This window comes from Desulfosporosinus sp. HMP52, from assembly GCF_000765145.1.
In the GTDB taxonomy this organism is placed as follows: Bacteria; Bacillota; Desulfitobacteriia; order Desulfitobacteriales; family Desulfitobacteriaceae; genus Desulfosporosinus.
This window is the reverse complement of record NZ_JMGA01000045.1, coordinates 1-17,902: the sequence shown is the minus strand read 5'-3', so window position 1 is coordinate 17,902 and position 17,902 is coordinate 1. Positions and strand designations below refer to the sequence as shown.

Here is a 17,902-nt window from a genome sequence, read left to right as displayed (position 1 = left end):
GGAAAGAAGGTGAAGACATGAAAGAAAAAATTCACCCAAAATATGAACAAACCACTGTTACATGTGCTTGTGGAGAAGTTATCCCAACCGGAAGTACAAAAATGAACATTAAAGTGGAAATTTGTTCAAAATGCCATCCCTTCTATACCGGGGTACAGCGGTTTGTCGATGCTGGCGGACGGGTTGATCGGTTTAAAAAGAAATATGGGATGTAAACAACGGCCTGCGGTCGTTGCTGGTGGAAAAGCAGAGCGCAAGCTCTGCTTTTTGCGTAATTACTCAAAGTGATGCGCGAGTACGCGGTGCGAAGGGCGATAGTTTACCTTCGAGCCCAGAACTTCGCGCACTGCGCCTCCATATAATAGAGGAGGACGAAGGGATGAGCAGACCAGTTCAATATGGCGGGCAAGCGGTCATCGAAGGTGTAATGATGCGCGGGCCGCATGAGAGTGCTATTGCAGTAAGGCTGCCCAATGGAGAGATTGAAGTTACTTGCAGTAAGCTCAATACATGGTCATCGAAATCAATCCTGAAGTTACCATTGATTCGAGGGTTTGTTGCCCTGGTTGATTCCTTGATCCTAGGAACTCGCTCCTTAACATTTTCCGCCAATCGTTCTATGGGAGAAGAAAAAGATGGAAAAGAACTTGGCTTTTGGGAAATGGCCTTAACAATAGGAGTTGCCTTTGCCTTAGGTCTTTTGCTTTTTGTCGGGTTGCCCACGGTCGCAGCACACTTATTTGAAGCAAGGGTTGTTGGAGCGGTAGGGCAGAATCTTTTAGAGGGGGCAATAAGACTCGGAGTTTTCTTTTTGTATATATTACTAATATCTCGACTTAAAGATATTCAAAGAGTTTTTCAATATCATGGTGCAGAGCATAAAGCAATATTTACGTATGAAGCAGGGAAAGATCTTACTGTAGATAATGCTCGATCTTTTTCAAGACTCCATCCGCGCTGTGGGACTAGTTTTCTGCTTATAGTTGTTATTGTTAGTGTTTTTGTATTTGCTTTCGTGGGGCTGTATCCCTTGTGGTGGCGGTTGCTTTCTCGTATATTGCTCATGCCCTTGGTTGCTGGGATTGCCTACGAGGTCTTAAAGTTTTCCTCACGGAATTTTGAGTCTCCCTGGTTGCATTGGTTTATTGTTCCTGGCTTGTTATTACAGAAAATAACAACACGAGAACCGGATGATGCTCAGTTGGAAGTTGCCCTAGCTGCTTTAAAGGGCGTATTAGATTCAGGTCAAGAACTTTCGTAATTTTTGAGGTGTAAAAATGTTAGAGAAACTATATGAAATTGAACGGAAATATGATGAATTAACAGAACTCCTTAGTGATCCGGAAATTATCTCCAACCAGAGTGAATGGCAAAAATATGCTAAGGCTCAAGCGGGGATGACAAATCTCGTCACAGTGTTCAGGGAATATCAAGAGGTAAAGCGGGAATTAGATGAGACTGAGACCCTGCTTCGAGAAAAGTTGGATCCCGAGATGCAGGAGATGGCTGAGCAAGAAAAAGAAAACTTATTATCAAAATCCGAGGAATTAGAAGAACAAATTCGAATTCTACTTTTGCCAAAGGATCCGTTGGATGAGAAAAATGTCATTATGGAGATCCGCGCAGGCGCGGGAGGAGATGAGGCATCATTGTTTGCAGGTGACCTTCATCGTATGTACACACGCTATGCAGAAGGTCAGGGCTGGAAAGTTGAAGTTCTCAGTGTGAGTTATTCTGATGCTGGGGGCTATAAGGAGATTATTTTCCTGATAGAAGGACATGGGGCTTACAGTAAATTGAAATTTGAAAGTGGTGTACATCGTGTTCAGCGGATTCCTGCCACAGAATCTTCCGGTAGGATTCATACTTCGACTGCCACAGTAGCGGTTCTTCCTGAAGCAGAGGAAGTTGAAGTCTCTATTAACCCGAATGATCTGCGGATTGATGTTTATTGCTCCAGTGGACCGGGGGGACAGTGTGTAAATACAACCCAATCAGCGGTTCGTGTTACGCATATACCGACTGGAATTATTGCTTCTTGCCAGGATGAAAAATCACAGCTTAAAAATAAAGAGAAAGCTTTGCGCGTCTTACGTGCTAGAATTTTAGAGAAAGCACAAGAAGAAGCCATGGGTGAACAAGCCTCTGAACGCAAGAATCAAGTAGGTACCGGAGACCGAAGTGAGAGAATACGAACCTTCAATTTTCCTCAAGGGCGTGTGACGGATCATCGGATAAACCTTACTCTTCACCGCTTAGATACGATCTTGACGGGAGATTTGGGTGAGATTATTGAAGCTCTTAATTCTTCAGATCAGGCAGAACGGCTAAAAGCAGAAATACAGTAATTGTTAAATGGAGTAAGGGGTTTGCAGGTTTGAAAGTAATTGATGGAATGCGTTGGGGCGAGAGTGAACTTCTAAAAAAAGGGATTGATAATTCTCGCTTTGACGCAGACTTGTTATTAGCTGAGGTTCTAAAGGTAACAAGGGATCGTCTATACTTGGATTGGGATCGAATTTTATCAGAGCAAGAGTCGGAACATTATCAGAAACTCATACAACGACGTTCAGAGAACGTCCCGCTGCAGTATATCTTAGGTCGACAAGAATTTATGGGGCTTTCTTTTTATGTTGATGAAAGAGTACTTATTCCCCGTGCCGACAGCGAGGTTTTAGTCGAGAAATGTTTAGATATTCTAAGGCAAGATCATAAAAATGAGTTGGTTCGTTCCATTAGAGTTGCAGATCTTTGTACTGGAAGTGGTGTCTTGGCAATTTCCTTAGCGCATTTTTTTCCGTCTGCAGAGGTGCTTGGAGTTGATCTTTCCCCAGGTGCATTAGAGGTAGCGCAGCTAAATGCCAAACAGTTAGGGGTTCCAGTACAATGGCGACAAGGGGACTTTGTGGAGTCCATTAGAGGAGAGTATTGGGACTATGTGATCACAAACCCTCCTTATGTTTCTGCAGAAGACTATCGCCAGTGTGCACCTGAGATTTTCCATGAGCCTGTTATGGCCTTTTTAGGTGGAACGGACGGATTGGATTTTTATCGACGTTTAGCTAATGAGATACGCCCTTTATTGAATCCTCAAGGGAAAGTGCTGATGGAGATTGGCTGGAATCAAGCGGAAGCTGTTTGCAAGCTATTTCAGTTAAATGGCTTTAAAACAGAGGTATTTTCGGATTTGGCCGGACGTGATCGAGTGATCTTGGCGAGGTGAGTGATAATGGAGACAAAAAGAATTTCTGTTGATAGAGTCAATCCAGAAGCTGAATTAATAAAAGAGGGTGCGGAGTGGCTAAGAGCAGGAGAGTTAGTAGCCTTTCCAACAGAAACTGTTTACGGGTTAGGAGCAAATGCTTTAGATGCTTCGGCATGTGCTAAGATCTTTGCTGCAAAGGGAAGACCTCAAGACAATCCGTTAATTGTACACGTTTCCGGTCTTTCTATGGCGAATTCTTGCGTTAATAAATGGACGTCTTCAGCGGAGTTATGCGTTAAGAATTTTTGGCCGGGTCCATTAACCTTAATCTTACCGAAAACCAGCTTAATTCCGGATATTGTAACTGCCGGCCTGGATAATGTTGCTGTTCGTATGCCCAGTCACCCGGTTGCCCTGCGCTTAATCGAGGAGGCGGGAATCCCGATTGCCGCCCCTAGTGCTAATCTTTCAGGAAAGCCTAGTCCAACCAGAGGCGGCCACGTCTGGCGGGATATGAAAGGGAAGATACCCCTAATTCTTGATGCAGGAGCTTGTGAGGTTGGTTTGGAATCAACAGTTCTTGATGTGAGTGGGGAGGTGCCCACTATTCTTCGTCCGGGTGGGATTACCAGGGAACAGTTAGAAGCGGTATTAGGGAACGTTTATACAGATTCTTGTTCCGAAAATCAAGCTCCCAGAGCCCCTGGTATGAAATACAGGCATTATGCGCCTCAGGGCGAATTAATTTTAGTTAGCGGGCATCGGGAAAGAGTCGTACAACGGATGGTTCAAGAAATCATAAGAGGACATTCCAGGTTTAAAAAGGTGGGAGTACTGTGTACATTGGAAAGTGCATCCTATTTGCATGATCGACATCCTGATCTTTTGTTTGTTCTAGGTTCAAAAGATCAACCTTCGGAAGTGGCAAGGAATATCTTTGAAGGATTAAGATTGTGTGATGAAAGGAAAATGGATTTAATTTTGGTTGAAGGTATTGAAGAAGGTGGCTTAGGAAGCGCGGTGATGAACCGCTTAGAGAAAGCAGCAGGAAAGCGAACTCAACACATTTAGAAAGTAATTCGTCTAATCATCCCTTTCCATTGCATATACATAGGGGAACGGAGGGGAAGGGTATGAATTTCTTATGGGTTGTGGCTGTTGCAACTGCTTTGGGAGCGGATGCATTTTCTTTAGCTCTCGCAATTGGGTTAGCCGGTATAAGAAAGAGCATGATGGTCAGGTTAGTGTTAGTAGTAGCTATATTCCACGTGTTTATGCCTCTTGGCGGCATGATGCTCGGTCAAGCTTTGGGATCAATTTTGGGGCAATTTGCAAGTTTGGCTGGAGCATTCGTTCTAATTGTTTTAGGATCGAGAATGCTCTATAAGATTTATTGGCCGGCTAAGCAAAGTTTGCCCTTTGGAGAAGCTAGACAGGCCTTTTTTGCTGGGAATATTACCAATCAAAGCTCTCTGGAAGGATACGGTATTTATCTTTTGGCTGCAAGTGTGAGTTTAGATGCCTTAAGTGTCGGGTTTTCACTTGGAACTATTCGAGCAGATATTTTTATGACAGTTCTGATTATGGGTATGATTGCGGGATTGATGACTGGAATTGGTTTGGTTTTAGGACGAGTTATGGGGACAAGGTTGGGAGATAGGGCTGAATTATTCGGCGGATTGGCGTTACTATTAATTGGTATCAAACTTCTCTTTTAGCCTATTTGGATCCGAACTCGACAATTACTGCTGCTTGTATTGTGGTGTAAACCCATTTTTTTCTTCATTCGAGGTGAGTTTAATGTTGAAACTTTTATTTGTTTGTACGGGAAATACCTGCCGTAGTCCGCTGGCTGAAGGGATAGGCCGGTCGATGTTCGGTAATTTGGTTCAAGTAAGTTCGGCTGGAATGGATGCCTGGGACGGAGATCCGGTTAGCCCTCATGTGGTAGAAATTCTTAAAGAACGGAAAATAGATCTTTCTCAGCATCGTGCGAGAAGAATAACTGAGGAGCTAATGGCTGATGCGGATTGGGTTATCCCTATGACATTGGCTCAAGAAGAAGGCTTAAAGCGTCGGTTCCCTGGTTGTATTCATAAAATCCGACGTTTGGGAAACTGGGGAGGAGAAAACCGGGATATAATCGATCCATGGATGGGTCCGCTGGAAGTCTATCGCCAGACAGCATTGGAAATCACAGATTTGTTAAGTGTTTTAAAGAACCAAGTAAATCTTGGGTAATTAGCACTAAATAGGCATAATAAGTAGAAAAAATGTCTACACTAGCGGCGTGAAACGTCGCTTTATTTGCAGTCAGAAAAACGGTGAAACTTGTTTATCGCATTAGACCCCCATGACCGTTGTGCGGGAGCACTAATGAAATTACAACTTATGTTATATACTTGCAAAGCATAACTAAGGCTCCGCCCCGCTGGAAACTGGGCCGGCAAAGTTTTCTTTAGCTGTTTTTGCAGGACTTTTAAACTATCTAGAGAATAAAGTAGTGAATTAAAGAGGGAGGACTAAAGAGTGAAAGTTGCGCTGGGTGCTGATCATGGTGGATATGAACTAAAAGAAGCTATTCGCAAGCATTTACAAGCACAGGAAATCGAAGTTTTTGATTTCGGAACCCATTCCAATGATTCCGTAGACTATCCAAAGTACGGTTTTGCAGTTGGAAGTGCAATCATTAAAGGGGAAGCAGATTTAGGGATTGTGGTTTGTGGCACCGGACTAGGAATTTCTATGGCCGCAAATAAAATACCCGGAATCCGTGCTGCCCTTTGCTCTGAGACCTTTTCAGCCCGAATGGCCAGAGAACATAATAATGCCAATGTTTTAGCATTAGGTGCTCGAGTAATTGGGATGGGACTTGCTCTGGATATTGTGGACATTTTCTTGAAAACTGAGTTTTCAGGTGGAAGACATGCCCTTAGAGTAGATCTGATTTCTAACATTGAAAGAGGCGAGATGGTTTAGTCTCCCTCTAATTTAATTTGAAAGGAGGAGGAGTGCCTTGCTTGAGGATAAACAGATCAAAGAAAGCTTGCAGGAAATAGCTAAAACATGGAATGAAGTACTGGATGCCTTCTTCCTAAAGGCTGGCTTACAGTCTCGACAAATTCTTGTCTTAGGGTGCAGTACGAGTGAAGTTATAGGCCACCATATTGGGCAGGGAAGCAGTTTGGAAGTCGCAGAAGTGTTACTTCCTCCTCTCTTAGATCGAGCAAAGCAACAGGGAGTTTTTTTAGCAGTTCAAGGTTGCGAACATATTAATCGCGCTCTGGTACTGGAACGAGCTTGCGTAGAACATTACAGATTGGAAGAAGTAACTGTACTTCCTGCGCTTAACGCCGGAGGAGCTATGACGGTAAAAGCCTGGGAAGGCTTTTCTTCCCCTGTTATGGTAGAGCGAATTCAAGGGCATGCGGGGATAGATGTGGGAGATACATTTATCGGAATGCACTTAAGGCCCGTAGTAATCCCAATACGTATACATGTTAAAGAACTGGGTCAGGCCCACTTAACTATGGCGCGCACAAGACCACGCCTTATTGGTGGTCCAAGGGCAGCGTATGCCTAGACGGTTCAAAGACCGGCATAATTAGGAGAATTGGGTAGGGTCAATCAAACCCACTTTCATAAAAATATTGACAGGAGTGAACTAGGATGGACTATATTAATCAATGGGTGAAAAATAATGACCCCGAAGTTGCAAAAGCCATTGAACAAGAAGAGAAGCGTCAAAGCAACAGTATTGAACTGATTGCCTCTGAAAACTTTGTCAGCCGAGCAGTGATGGCTGCCCAAGGGTCAGCTTTGACTAACAAGTATGCCGAAGGGTATCCCGGAAAACGGTATTATGGCGGATGTGAGTATGTAGATGTTGTGGAAGATCTTGCTCGCGAGCGAGTTAAGAAGATTTTTGGCGCGGAGCATGCTAACGTGCAGCCACATTCAGGATCTCAAGCAAATATGGCAGTGTATTTTGCCTTTCTCAAGCCAGGGGATACAATCCTAGGAATGAATTTATCCCATGGGGGTCACTTGACACATGGGAGTCCGGTAAATATTTCAGGTGTATATTTTAATGTAGTCCCTTATGGTGTCGATGAAAAGACTGAAACCATTGATTATGATCAAATACGTCAGCTGGCCAAAGAGCATCATCCGAAGATGATTGTCGCAGGAGCCAGCGCCTATCCTCGAATTATTGATTTTGTAAAAATGCGTGAAATTGCCGATGAAGCAGGTGCTTTGTTGATGGTGGATATGGCACATTTCGCCGGGTTAGTGGCAGCGGGACTACACCCATCGCCAGTCCCCTATGCGGACTTTGTTACTTCCACAACCCATAAGACTTTAAGGGGCCCCAGGGGTGGCTTAATTCTCTGTAAAGCTGAATATGCCCAAGCTATTGATAAAGCGATTTTTCCGGGAATCCAAGGCGGGCCATTAATGCATGTCATTGCAGCCAAAGCGGTTGCTTTTGGAGAAGCCCTTCAGCCCGAATTTAAAACTTATCAGAAGAATATCGTTGATAATGCAAAAGCTCTGGCACAAGGTCTCATGGATCGTGGATTCCGCCTTGTTTCAGGTGGAACAGACAACCATGTAATGCTGGTTGATGTAACAACTAAGCAATTAACAGGCAAGGAAGCAGAAAATATCTTACATGAAGTGGGTATTACGGTTAACAAAAATACAATTCCTTTTGATACAGCAAGTCCTTTTGTAACCAGCGGAATTCGTCTTGGCACCCCTGCAGTTACAACCCGGGGCATGAATACCGAGGCTATGAAACGTATAGCTGAGGCGATTGATCTTGCCTTGACCTCACATCATGAACCTGATAAACTGTCACAGGCGCGGGAAATTGTGAATTCATTGTGCGCCGAATTTCCCTTATATACTAATTTAGATTAGGAGACTGAAACTTATGCCAAAGCTTCAAGTACTTGATCATCCTCTAATCCAACATAAGTTATCACTGATCCGGGATGAGGAAACAGGATCAAAGGAATTTAGGGCACTAGTCGAGGAAGTCTCGATGTTAATGGCCTACGAGGTAACTCGTGATTTTCCCCTTCAAGAGATCGAAGTAAAAACACCTGTAGCAATAGCCAAGTCCAAGGTTATAGCCGGCCGCAAAGTTGGCTTAGTTCCCATTCTGCGAGCAGGTTTAGGGATGGTTGATGGGATGCTCCGCTTAATTCCCGCTGCAAAAGTGGGACATGTGGGACTCTATAGAGATCCTGAAACTCTAATGCCTGTGGAATATTATTGCAAGCTGCCTCCAGATATCGCGGAGCGGGATCTTATAGTTATTGATCCAATGCTGGCAACAGGGGGCTCAGCTGCAGCGGCAATAACATTTTTAAAAGAACGTGGTGCGAAGAATATAAAACTGATGTGCCTAATTGCTGCCCCGGAGGGGATTGCCGCCGTACAAAGCGCCCATGATGATGTAGACATTTTTGTTGCAGCAGTTGATGAACGCTTAAATGACCATGGCTATATTGTTCCCGGTCTTGGAGACGCAGGGGATAGGTTGTTTGGAACAAAATGATGATTCAAGGAAAACGTCCTAGTTGGGATAGCTATTTTATGCAAATGGCCCGAGTAGTCGCCGAACGATCAACTTGCTTGCGTCGTCAAGTTGGGGCAGTGCTGGTAAAGGATAAACAAATATTAAGTACCGGATATAATGGGAGCCCTTCTGGGCTCCAGCATTGTGCTGAGGTTGGCTGTTTACGGCAGAGCTTAGGCGTTCCCTCAGGGGAACGCCATGAGATCTGCCGTGCTGTGCATGCAGAACAAAATGCTTTAGTTCAAGCAGCAAAGCATGGGGTCGCTATTACTGGTGCAGACCTATACACAACTCATCAGCCTTGCGTCTTGTGTACAAAATTGTTGATCAATGCAGGAATAATTCGAGTAGTCTATACCTATGCTTACCCGGATAAGCTGGCTGTCCAAATGGCTGATGAGGCAGGATTGAAACTGGTTAAATTTGGAGAGGATATCTCTTAGCCGAATTGTCTTTGTAGCAGAGTAAACTTGGAATTCAACTCTTAGCTTGTAGTTTCTGAAAATTTATAAAATCTGATATTTAATAATATTATAGCAAAAGTATGAATGTTTGGCCGGCAAGTGATTTGAACCTTACGAAGATCCCCAAGTAGCTATCGGATTAACGATTGATAATCATCGAAAGGAGTAATCCGAGTGAATAAGCAAAAAAGAGTTATGATTGTGTTTGGGACACGTCCGGAGGCAATAAAAATGGCTCCTGTGATTCAAGCACTTCGTCAGAAGGACTCTATTAACTGTCAAGTTATAGTAACAGCTCAGCATCGTGAGATGCTGGATCAGGTACTAAAGCTATTTAAAATCGATCCTGATTTTGATCTGAACCTTATGCAACCGGGTCAAACTTTAACTGATATTACAACTAGGGTATTAAATGGCTTGAAAGAAGTTTTCCAAAGCGAGCAACCTGACTTAGTGTTGGTTCATGGGGACACAACCACAACATTTGTGGCTGCTTTGGCGGCTTTTTATGCTCAAATTCCAGTTGGACATGTAGAAGCTGGATTGCGAACAGGAAACAAATATTCTCCCTTTCCGGAAGAAATGAACCGAAAACTTGCAGGAGTTTTAACGGATTATCACTTTGCTCCAACAAATACGGCAAAGCTGAATCTTGAAAGAGAAGGGATACCATCTGAAAAGATCTTTATTACCGGCAATACGGTAATAGATGCTTTGCTCGCTACTGTAAACCCAGGATACAGTTTTTTCGACAGTCAAATCCAGGAGATAATCAATAAAGGGCAAGGATCGAGAATGATTCTCGTAACCACACATCGCAGGGAAAACCTAGGTGAGCCCATGCGGCAAATATATCAGGCCTTAAGGGATACCCTGGAGGAGTTTCCGGATACCTACATAATTTTTCCCGTTCATAAAAACCCTGTCGTTAGAACGGTAGTCAGTGAGGTTTTGGGGTCTCATCCGCGGGTTAACCTAATCGAACCGATGGACTATGAGCCCTTTGCCAATCTAATGGCACGGGCCCATCTGATTTTGACAGATTCCGGGGGAATACAGGAAGAGGCGCCCTCCTTGGGCAAGCCTGTATTGGTTGTCCGAGATACGACGGAACGCCCCGAGGCAGTGGATGCAGGCACTGTGGCCTTGGTAGGGACGGAATACGAAAACGTGTTTTTACAATTGAAGAATCTTTTAGGGAATCCAGAGGCTTATAATAAAATGACAATGGCCAGTAATCCCTATGGAGATGGCACGGCAGCCATAAGAATAGCCCAAATAGTGGAAGAAAAGCTGGGGTGGACATAAAATTCTTCAATGCTGTAAAAAAAAGCACAAAGTCCCCTCGAAGTATGTTAATATATTACATAGCGTAAGATTTGTTGAAATGTTGCATAATAACATGACAAATCAATACATAAGGAAATGAATAAAGCTATGGAATTAAAATCTTGGCAAAAGGCCTTAGTAGTCGGGTCTAACATATCAACTTCCCTAGCTATATTAGTTGGCGGAGGATACTTCCTAGGTAGATACCTCGATGCTCGATGGATGACGCAGCCCTTGTTCACAATCAGTTGTATGCTGGTGGGACTAGCACTGGGAGGGAGCTATTTAGTAATTACTTTGAAAGAGTTTGGAGCATCCGATGATAAGAAGTAGCTTTATGGCATTATTAAGTGGGACTGCTTGTATATTATTTAGTATAGCCTTAACCGGCAAACAGGCTCTCTTTGGCAGCTTGCTGGGGTATTGGGCAGGGTTTGGTTATACTTTGTGGTTTTATAAAGAGGTATTACTAAGTTCAGAAATGGACATTCAGTCAGCGATCAAAAGGATGCGTAGAAATCTAATTGCTCGCTTGGGAATGATCACACTGATTATCGTTTTCATTGCTCGTTTCCAAGCCGGTTGGCTGTTTAGTTTAGCGTTAGGGATTGTTACAGGGGTGATAATATCCTTTATCATTGTGGCAATGCAAAAAAACTATGGAGAAAGGGGTGATAAAAGAAGTGCATGAAACAGTATTGTGGCATTTGGGGAGTATGACATTTCATGGTAAAACCTTAATCATGACCTGGATTTCGATGGCTCTTGTTATGATTTTCGTTTTCGCAGGAGTACGCAATTTAACCAGTGGAAAACCTGGTAAAATGCAAAACGTTTTAGAGTGGATCATAGATTTCGTCCGTGGGATCATCAATGATAACATGGAGTATGAAAAGGGACGTCCATTGCTGAGCTATTTGGTGACGTTGTTCATGTTTGTTTTCTTTTCCAATATGCTTGGCCTTATCCCAAACTTCACGTTTAATCTATTGCATGACGTTCATTTTGCCCAGTTAGGTCACATTTTCAGTGGGCCGTCAATGATGTCACCAACGGCCGATATTAACACGACTCTTTCCTTAGCTCTATTAACGATTATTCTAGTTGTCTTTTTAGGTATCAAGCATAAAGGGGCACATTATTTCCACCATTTTGTTGAGCCAAATCCAGTGTTTGTGATTATCCACGCCATTGATTTACTCGCTAAACCAATGACACTAGCCTTTCGTTTGTTTGGAAACATCTTTGCAGGCGAAATACTATTGGGAGTTATTTTAATGTTACCTGGTATTTGGGTTCTTCCGGGGATTTTACCAACAACAATTTGGTTAGCATTCAGTATTTTTATTGGAGCTATCCAGTCTTACGTGTTTGTGGTTTTGACAACTGCTTATGTTTCGCAGGCTGTTACCTCAGACGCCCATTAAGCACTTGTTAGTGCAAGCACTTGTTGTGCTGGTTTTCAGTGATGCTCGCCACCACTGAGGGAATAATAATTTAATTATCGGAATCAAGAAAGGAGGAAATCTCATGGACGTGTCTGCTGCTGCTGCACTTGGTGCAGGAATTGCTGCTGGCTTGGCAGCTCTTGGGGCATCAATTGGTAATGGTAATGTAATTAGTAAAACGGTGGAGGGTATTGGTCGTCAACCGGAGGCTAAAGCAACATTACAAGCTACTATGTTTATTGGTGTCGGTTTGATTGAGGCTTTGCCACTCCTTAGCTGGGTACTCGCCCTGCTGCTCATGTTTACAAAGTAAGCTCGTATGATGGGCAGAGAGTAAGCCCATCTTAATTCAAGGGGGAACGTAAGTTCTCCCTTGAAAAAAATCATCCCGACGTCAATTAGACTCGAGAGGGGGGTAGACCATTGGGTGGGAATCCTATTCAATTTGACTATACTGTACCGGCTACGGTTTTATCTTTCCTGTTGCTCGTTTGGCTTCTCAGCAAATATGCTTGGAAACCGCTAATGAAAATGATGGAAGAACGGCGGACTAATATTGAATCCATGCTTAAGCAGGCTGAAGACGAGCGCCAACAGGCAGATAAAATAAAGCGTGAATACCAAGAAGAAATGCGTAAAGCTCGCCAGGAAGCCCAAGAAGTAATTGCTAAGGCTACTAAGGTAAGCGAAGCTCGTTCAGCCGAGATTCTAGCTGCTGCACATGAAGAATCTGAGAAGATTAAAAAATCTGCCCTTGTTGATATCGCACGTGAACGAGATCGGGCAATCTCCGATGTTAAAGCACAAGTTGCAGATCTTTCAGTTTCCGTTGCAGAGAAAATTATTAAACAAAAACTTGACCTTAAGGGTCAAGGAAAACTCATCGAGCAGTTTATTCAAGAGGTAGGAGAAATGCAATGATAAATGGATCACTTGCGCGTAGATACTCCCAAGCCTTGTTTGAAATTGCCTCTGAGACAGGCCTAGATCAAATTGATGCTGATTTAAGTGAACTAACTAAGATGGTGGAGGAAAATGGAGAGGTTAAAGACACCCTGTTACATCCCCACATCTCCTTAAGTGATAAAAAGTCCATCATGGACAAGTTAATGGGAGATAGCTTTGGGGATATAACAAGACGTTTTCTTTATCTTTTGATTGACCGTAGAAGAGCCGATCTTTTACCTGCTATTCAACGTGAGTTTACAAGATTAGCGGATGAGGCACGTCAAGTGGTGGAAGCCAAAGTAGCAAGTGCTATTGAACTAAGTGCGTCCCAGCTTGATGAACTGAAAAAAGCTATTGTACGTATGACCGGGAAAGAGGTTCGCCTTGTAAGCGAAGTCCGAGCCGAGCTCATTGGTGGAGTACTGATTCAGATCGGAGACCGTGTACTTGATGGGACTGTTGCCCATTCACTTGAAAAAATGCGTGAGAATTTACGAAGAAACTCGGATAAACCTCAGGAAGTAGGGGTGAAATAACAGAATGAACTTGCGTCCAGAAGAAATAAGTTCCATTATTAAGCAGCAAATCGAACGATACGATACTGCTGTTGATATCGTAGATGTTGGGACAGTTATCCAGGTTGGAGACGGAATTGCTCGTGTTTATGGTCTGGAAAAGGCTATGGCAGGTGAGCTTCTGGAGTTCCCAGGAAATGTTTACGGTATGGCGATGAATCTTGAAGAAGACAATATTGGTTGTGTTATTCTGGGACCTTTCACAGGGATTAAAGAAGGCGATCAGGTCAAGAGAACCGGGCGGATCGTGGAAGTCCCAGTCGGCGAGGCTTTGATTGGCCGCGTTGTTAATGCTCTTGGTCAGCCCATTGATGGCAAAGGGGAAATTGTGACAGACAAGTTTCGTCCGATTGAATCCCCGGCATCAGGTGTTATTTCACGTAAATCCGTGAGTGAACCGATGCTAACTGGTCTAAAATCTATTGATGCTATGGTTCCTATTGGACGTGGTCAGCGGGAATTGATTATTGGTGACCGCCAAACCGGTAAAACTGCTGTAGCTATCGATGCGATTATTAACCAAAAAGGTCAAGACATGATTTGTATTTACGTAGCTGTCGGACAAAAAGCATCGACAGTTGCCAGCGTTGTTCAGAAATTAGAAGAAAACGATGCTATGAAATACACAATCATTGTATGTGCTACTGCCTCTGAGCCTTCTCCAATGGTCTTTATCGCACCTTATTCTGGTGCAGCTATGGGTGAAGAGTTCATGTATAATGGCAAACATGTTCTGATCATTTACGATGACCTTTCCAAACAAGCGGTAGCTTACCGTGAACTTTCCTTGCTTCTTAAACGCCCACCAGGACGTGAAGCATATCCTGGAGACGTTTTCTACCTCCACTCTCGTTTGTTGGAGCGTGCAGCGAAGTTGTCCGATGCCCTAGGCGGAGGTTCAATGACAGCACTTCCGATTATTGAGACTCAAGCTGGTGACGTTTCTGCCTATATTCCTACGAACGTTATTTCCATTACTGATGGCCAGATCTTTTTGGAATCAGACCTCTTTAATGCCGGATTCCGTCCAGCCATCAACGTTGGTCTTTCCGTTTCCCGGGTAGGTGGTAGCGCCCAGATCAAAGCTATGAAACAAGTTGCCGGACAGCTCCGTTTGGATCTCGCCAGCTATCGTGAATTAGCAGCATTTGCTCAATTTGGATCTGACTTGGATAAAGTTACGCAAATGCGACTCAACCGTGGAAAACGAACCATGGAAATTCTTAAACAAAATCAGTATGCAACAATGCCTGTTGAAGAAGAAGTTGTCGTTATTTATGCGGCAGTTAAAGGCTTCACTGATGATATTGATGCTGACAAAATTGGGAAATTTGAGCAAGAATACCTGCGCTTCATGCGCTCCGTGAAGGCCGACCTGTTGGCTAAAATTCGCACTGAGAAGGCGCTCTCTAATGATATGATCGCCGATCTGGAAAAAGCAATTAACGAATTCAAACAGGGGTTTGTGGCCTAGATTAAAAAGGAGTAGGTGAATGAGGTGGCAGGAGTACGCGATATTCGTCGCCGGATCCGCAGTGTACGCAATATGCAGCAGATCACCAAAGCGATGAAAATGGTTTCCGCGGCCAAACTCAGAAAAGCCCAACAAAAACTAAGCGCAGCCCGTCCATATGCCAACCAATTACAAGGGGTTCTGGAACGACTGGCACAGGCTCCTGGAGATACAGTTCACCCGCTTCTAGTTAAGCGGCCTGTTCAAAAGGTGGTTTATGTGTTAATTACGTCAGACCGTGGTCTTTGCGGGGGGTACAATGCGAACCTCATTCGGAAGACCGCTACCTTGATTGCCGAAACGCCGCAAGACGTTAAGCTGGTAACGGTGGGCCGCAAGGGTCGGGATTTCTTCCGACGCGGAAAAATTGAGTTTTTGGCTGAGTTTGTAGCACTTGGAGATGAACCAAGTTATAGTCAAGCGAAAGAAATAGCTCAGGAAGTAGTGAGAATTTATGAGCAGGGCGAAGCGGATGAGGTTTATCTCATGTATACCGAATTCGTAAGCGCAATTAACTCTAGACCTACGCAGATCAAACTACTTCCCATCGAAAAGCCTGAAGGTAAACAAAGTAAACAATATATTTTTGAACCGTCGCCTGATGAGATCCTCGCAAGTCTGTTGCCAAAGTATGTTGAGACACAGGTCTATCGCTCAATACTTGAAGGAAAAGCAAGTGAGCAAGGGGCCAGGATGTCAGCTATGAGCTCAGCAACGGATAATGCTAAGGATATGATTGATCGATTGTCGCTGGCCATGAACAGAGCCCGACAAGCGGCGATTACTAAGGAAATATCTGAAATTGTCGGGGGAGCAGCTGCCTTAGATTAAAGCTGCCGGAAATACCCAATAAGGAGGTTTCTCGCCTGTGAAAAACGGCAAGGTTTTGCAAGTTTTGGGACCGGTAGTTGACGTTGCGTTTGCACCCGATGAACTGCCGGCGATATATACTGCTATTAAAGTTATTGTTCCCGAGAAGAATATTAACATTACCTTAGAAGTAGCACAACATCTCGGAAATGACACCGTACGTTGTGTAGCTATGTCCTCGACGGATGGTCTGCAAAGAGGAATTGAGGCTATAAACACTGGTGCTCCAATTACAGTACCTGTCGGATCGGCGACCCTTGGACGGATGGTTAGTGTCTTGGGAGAGCCAATTGATAATGCAGGGGATGTTAATTCCGATACCAGTTATCCTATTCACCGTCCGGCTCCGGCCTTTGAAGATCAAGAGCCTTCGACCCGTATGTTGGAGACAGGTATTAAAGTTATTGACTTACTCGCTCCGTATTCTAAGGGTGGAAAGATCGGACTCTTCGGCGGTGCTGGGGTTGGTAAGACTGTATTAATCATGGAACTTATTAACAATATTGCTAAACAACACGGTGGTATCTCCGTATTCGCCGGTGTTGGTGAGCGGACTCGTGAAGGAAATGACCTATATCACGAAATGAAAGAGTCAGGCGTTATCGATAAGACTGCTATGGTGTTCGGTCAAATGAACGAACCACCTGGAGCTCGTCTTCGTGTCGGACTGACAGGCTTAACCATGGCGGAGTATTTCCGTGATGAACAAGGTCAAGACGTGTTACTCTTTATTGACAACATCTTCCGCTTCACCCAAGCTGGATCCGAGGTTTCGGCTCTGCTTGGTCGGATGCCTTCGGCCGTTGGTTATCAACCGACACTAGCAACAGAAATGGGTCAATTGCAAGAGCGGATTACCTCCACTCGTAAAGGATCTATTACATCTGTTCAAGCTATTTATGTGCCTGCAGACGACTTGACAGACCCCGCTCCTGCTACAGCATTTGCTCACTTGGATGCTACAACAGTTTTGTCTCGTGCTATTACTGAAATCGGAATCTACCCTGCTGTGGATCCCTTGGACTCCACTTCACGGATTCTTTCGCCTTTAGTACTTGGTGAAGAGCATTATGCTGTTGCACGTCAGGTTCAGCAAATTCTGCAAAAATACAAAGAGTTGCAAGATATCATTGCAATTCTGGGTATGGATGAGCTTTCTGAAGAGGAAAAACTTATCGTAGCGCGAGCTCGAAAAATCCAACGTTTCTTGTCTCAACCATTCAGCGTTGCTGAAGTATTTACAGGGACTCCTGGAAAGTATGTACCCTTGAAAGACACAATTCGTGGCTTTAAAGAAATTGCGGATGGGAAATACGATGACATTTCAGAGGCAGCCTTCCTTATGGTGGGCCCCATTGAAGAGGTCATTGAAAAAGCCAAGAAAATGGGGGCGTAAGCCATGGCAGGAACATTCTCTCTACGCATTGTCTCTCCAGAAGGGGACTTATTGAAAGAAAATGTTGAGTTTGTTGTTTTTCCCGGCGCAATGGGTGAGTTAGGTATATTACCAAATCACGCACCATTAATTGCTGGCCTGGATATAGGCGTTATACGTTACACTCTAAATGGTTCGGTTAAACAAGCAGCTATTGCCGGTGGTTTTGTCGAAGTTGTTGATAATTCAGCCATTGTTCTGGCAGACACAGCAGAACTTGGTGGACAAATCGATGTTAAGCGTGCAATGGAAGCAAAAGAACGGGCATTAAAACGCTTATCAGCTCGCACAAACGAGATTGATCTTCGACGCGCTGAGTTAGCTCTACGCAGAGCTGCTGCACGGATCAGTGCCTATGGCGACAAAAAATAGCTCTTGTATTTATTCTGTAATGGTGAAAGGCCCTCAGTATTGAGGGCTCAGCTTGTAGACAATAGAGGAAACACCCTTGTCCAAATGGTATAATTATACTAGAGGATAGGGGTGTTTTTTATCAATGTATGTAAAAAAAGATCGGGAACAGCA

Annotated in this window: 23 protein-coding genes; all 23 read left to right on the top strand. The window is 44.0% G+C overall.

Annotated elements, in window-relative coordinates; translation table 11 throughout:
• Positions 1-17 precede the first annotated feature (17 nt).
• Complete coding sequence (gene rpmE, locus DP73_RS16170) at positions 18-215, top strand: 50S ribosomal protein L31 (protein ID WP_014905285.1); 198 nt, start codon at positions 18-20, stop codon at positions 213-215.
• A gap of 164 nt (positions 216-379) precedes the next feature.
• Positions 380-1,261, top strand: coding sequence for a DUF1385 domain-containing protein (locus DP73_RS16165; RefSeq protein WP_034600833.1), 882 nt, complete (start codon positions 380-382; stop codon positions 1,259-1,261).
• A 16-nt stretch (positions 1,262-1,277) separates the two neighbouring features.
• A complete protein-coding gene (gene prfA, locus DP73_RS16160) occupies positions 1,278-2,348 on the top strand; it encodes a peptide chain release factor 1 (RefSeq protein WP_034600832.1) in 1,071 nt (356 codons plus the stop codon).
• Positions 2,349-2,377: 29 nt separating this feature from the next.
• Positions 2,378-3,223 carry a peptide chain release factor N(5)-glutamine methyltransferase gene (gene prmC, locus DP73_RS16155; protein ID WP_034600831.1) on the top strand — a complete coding sequence of 282 codons (846 nt, stop codon included), beginning with the start codon at positions 2,378-2,380 and terminating at the stop codon, positions 3,221-3,223.
• 6 nt (positions 3,224-3,229) lie between these two features.
• Complete coding sequence (locus tag DP73_RS16150; protein WP_034600830.1) at positions 3,230-4,276, top strand: L-threonylcarbamoyladenylate synthase; 1,047 nt, start codon at positions 3,230-3,232, stop codon at positions 4,274-4,276.
• 62 nt (positions 4,277-4,338) lie between these two features.
• A complete protein-coding gene (locus tag DP73_RS16145; RefSeq protein ID WP_034600827.1) occupies positions 4,339-4,923 on the top strand; it encodes a manganese efflux pump in 585 nt (194 codons plus the stop codon).
• Between the two features lie 82 nt (positions 4,924-5,005).
• Positions 5,006-5,446: a low molecular weight protein arginine phosphatase gene (locus DP73_RS16140; RefSeq protein WP_052090753.1), complete on the top strand. Its 441-nt coding sequence runs from the start codon at positions 5,006-5,008 to the stop codon at positions 5,444-5,446.
• Between the two features lie 288 nt (positions 5,447-5,734).
• Positions 5,735-6,184: a ribose 5-phosphate isomerase B gene (rpiB, locus tag DP73_RS16135; protein WP_034600826.1), complete on the top strand. Its 450-nt coding sequence runs from the start codon at positions 5,735-5,737 to the stop codon at positions 6,182-6,184.
• A 37-nt stretch (positions 6,185-6,221) separates the two neighbouring features.
• Positions 6,222-6,788 carry a TIGR01440 family protein gene (locus tag DP73_RS16130; RefSeq protein ID WP_052090752.1) on the top strand — a complete coding sequence of 189 codons (567 nt, stop codon included), beginning with the start codon at positions 6,222-6,224 and terminating at the stop codon, positions 6,786-6,788.
• An 86-nt stretch (positions 6,789-6,874) separates the two neighbouring features.
• On the top strand, positions 6,875-8,131 hold the full coding sequence (gene glyA / locus DP73_RS16125) for a serine hydroxymethyltransferase (protein ID WP_034600824.1): 1,257 nt from the start codon (positions 6,875-6,877) through the stop codon (positions 8,129-8,131).
• Between the two features lie 13 nt (positions 8,132-8,144).
• The gene (upp, locus tag DP73_RS16120) at positions 8,145-8,774 is read left to right on the top strand and encodes a uracil phosphoribosyltransferase (RefSeq protein WP_034600821.1); all 630 of its coding nucleotides are present in this window, start codon (positions 8,145-8,147) and stop codon (positions 8,772-8,774) included.
• Complete coding sequence (locus DP73_RS16115; RefSeq protein WP_034600878.1) at positions 8,774-9,238, top strand: cytidine/deoxycytidylate deaminase family protein; 465 nt, start codon at positions 8,774-8,776, stop codon at positions 9,236-9,238. The genes upp and DP73_RS16115 overlap by 1 nt, the downstream gene beginning before the upstream one ends.
• A 195-nt stretch (positions 9,239-9,433) precedes the next feature.
• Positions 9,434-10,567 carry a UDP-N-acetylglucosamine 2-epimerase (non-hydrolyzing) gene (gene wecB / locus DP73_RS16110; protein WP_034600819.1) on the top strand — a complete coding sequence of 378 codons (1,134 nt, stop codon included), beginning with the start codon at positions 9,434-9,436 and terminating at the stop codon, positions 10,565-10,567.
• Positions 10,568-10,696: 129 nt separating this feature from the next.
• Positions 10,697-10,921: an AtpZ/AtpI family protein gene (locus DP73_RS16105; protein ID WP_034600817.1), complete on the top strand. Its 225-nt coding sequence runs from the start codon at positions 10,697-10,699 to the stop codon at positions 10,919-10,921.
• A gap of 4 nt (positions 10,922-10,925) precedes the next feature.
• Positions 10,926-11,279 (top strand): hypothetical protein, encoded by a 354-nt coding sequence (locus tag DP73_RS16100; RefSeq protein WP_242865784.1) that lies wholly within the window; start codon positions 10,926-10,928, stop codon positions 11,277-11,279.
• Complete coding sequence (gene atpB / locus DP73_RS16095; RefSeq protein WP_034600877.1) at positions 11,272-12,015, top strand: F0F1 ATP synthase subunit A; 744 nt, start codon at positions 11,272-11,274, stop codon at positions 12,013-12,015. The genes DP73_RS16100 and atpB overlap by 8 nt, the downstream gene beginning before the upstream one ends.
• A 103-nt stretch (positions 12,016-12,118) precedes the next feature.
• The gene (atpE, locus tag DP73_RS16090) at positions 12,119-12,349 is read left to right on the top strand and encodes a F0F1 ATP synthase subunit C (RefSeq protein WP_007787575.1); all 231 of its coding nucleotides are present in this window, start codon (positions 12,119-12,121) and stop codon (positions 12,347-12,349) included.
• Positions 12,350-12,459: 110 nt separating this feature from the next.
• Positions 12,460-12,957 carry a F0F1 ATP synthase subunit B gene (gene atpF, locus DP73_RS16085; protein WP_034600810.1) on the top strand — a complete coding sequence of 166 codons (498 nt, stop codon included), beginning with the start codon at positions 12,460-12,462 and terminating at the stop codon, positions 12,955-12,957.
• Complete coding sequence (gene atpH, locus DP73_RS16080; RefSeq protein WP_034600809.1) at positions 12,954-13,520, top strand: ATP synthase F1 subunit delta; 567 nt, start codon at positions 12,954-12,956, stop codon at positions 13,518-13,520. Before atpF ends, atpH begins: the two co-directional genes overlap by 4 nt.
• Positions 13,521-13,524: 4 nt before the next feature.
• Positions 13,525-15,033 carry a F0F1 ATP synthase subunit alpha gene (atpA, locus tag DP73_RS16075; protein WP_034600808.1) on the top strand — a complete coding sequence of 503 codons (1,509 nt, stop codon included), beginning with the start codon at positions 13,525-13,527 and terminating at the stop codon, positions 15,031-15,033.
• Between the two features lie 24 nt (positions 15,034-15,057).
• Complete coding sequence (gene atpG / locus DP73_RS16070) at positions 15,058-15,903, top strand: ATP synthase F1 subunit gamma (RefSeq protein ID WP_014905266.1); 846 nt, start codon at positions 15,058-15,060, stop codon at positions 15,901-15,903.
• Positions 15,904-15,940: 37 nt separating this feature from the next.
• Positions 15,941-17,338: a F0F1 ATP synthase subunit beta gene (atpD, locus tag DP73_RS16065; RefSeq protein WP_034600807.1), complete on the top strand. Its 1,398-nt coding sequence runs from the start codon at positions 15,941-15,943 to the stop codon at positions 17,336-17,338.
• Positions 17,339-17,341: 3 nt separating this feature from the next.
• Positions 17,342-17,749: a F0F1 ATP synthase subunit epsilon gene (locus tag DP73_RS16060; protein WP_034600806.1), complete on the top strand. Its 408-nt coding sequence runs from the start codon at positions 17,342-17,344 to the stop codon at positions 17,747-17,749.
• Positions 17,750-17,902: the final 153 nt, after the last annotated feature.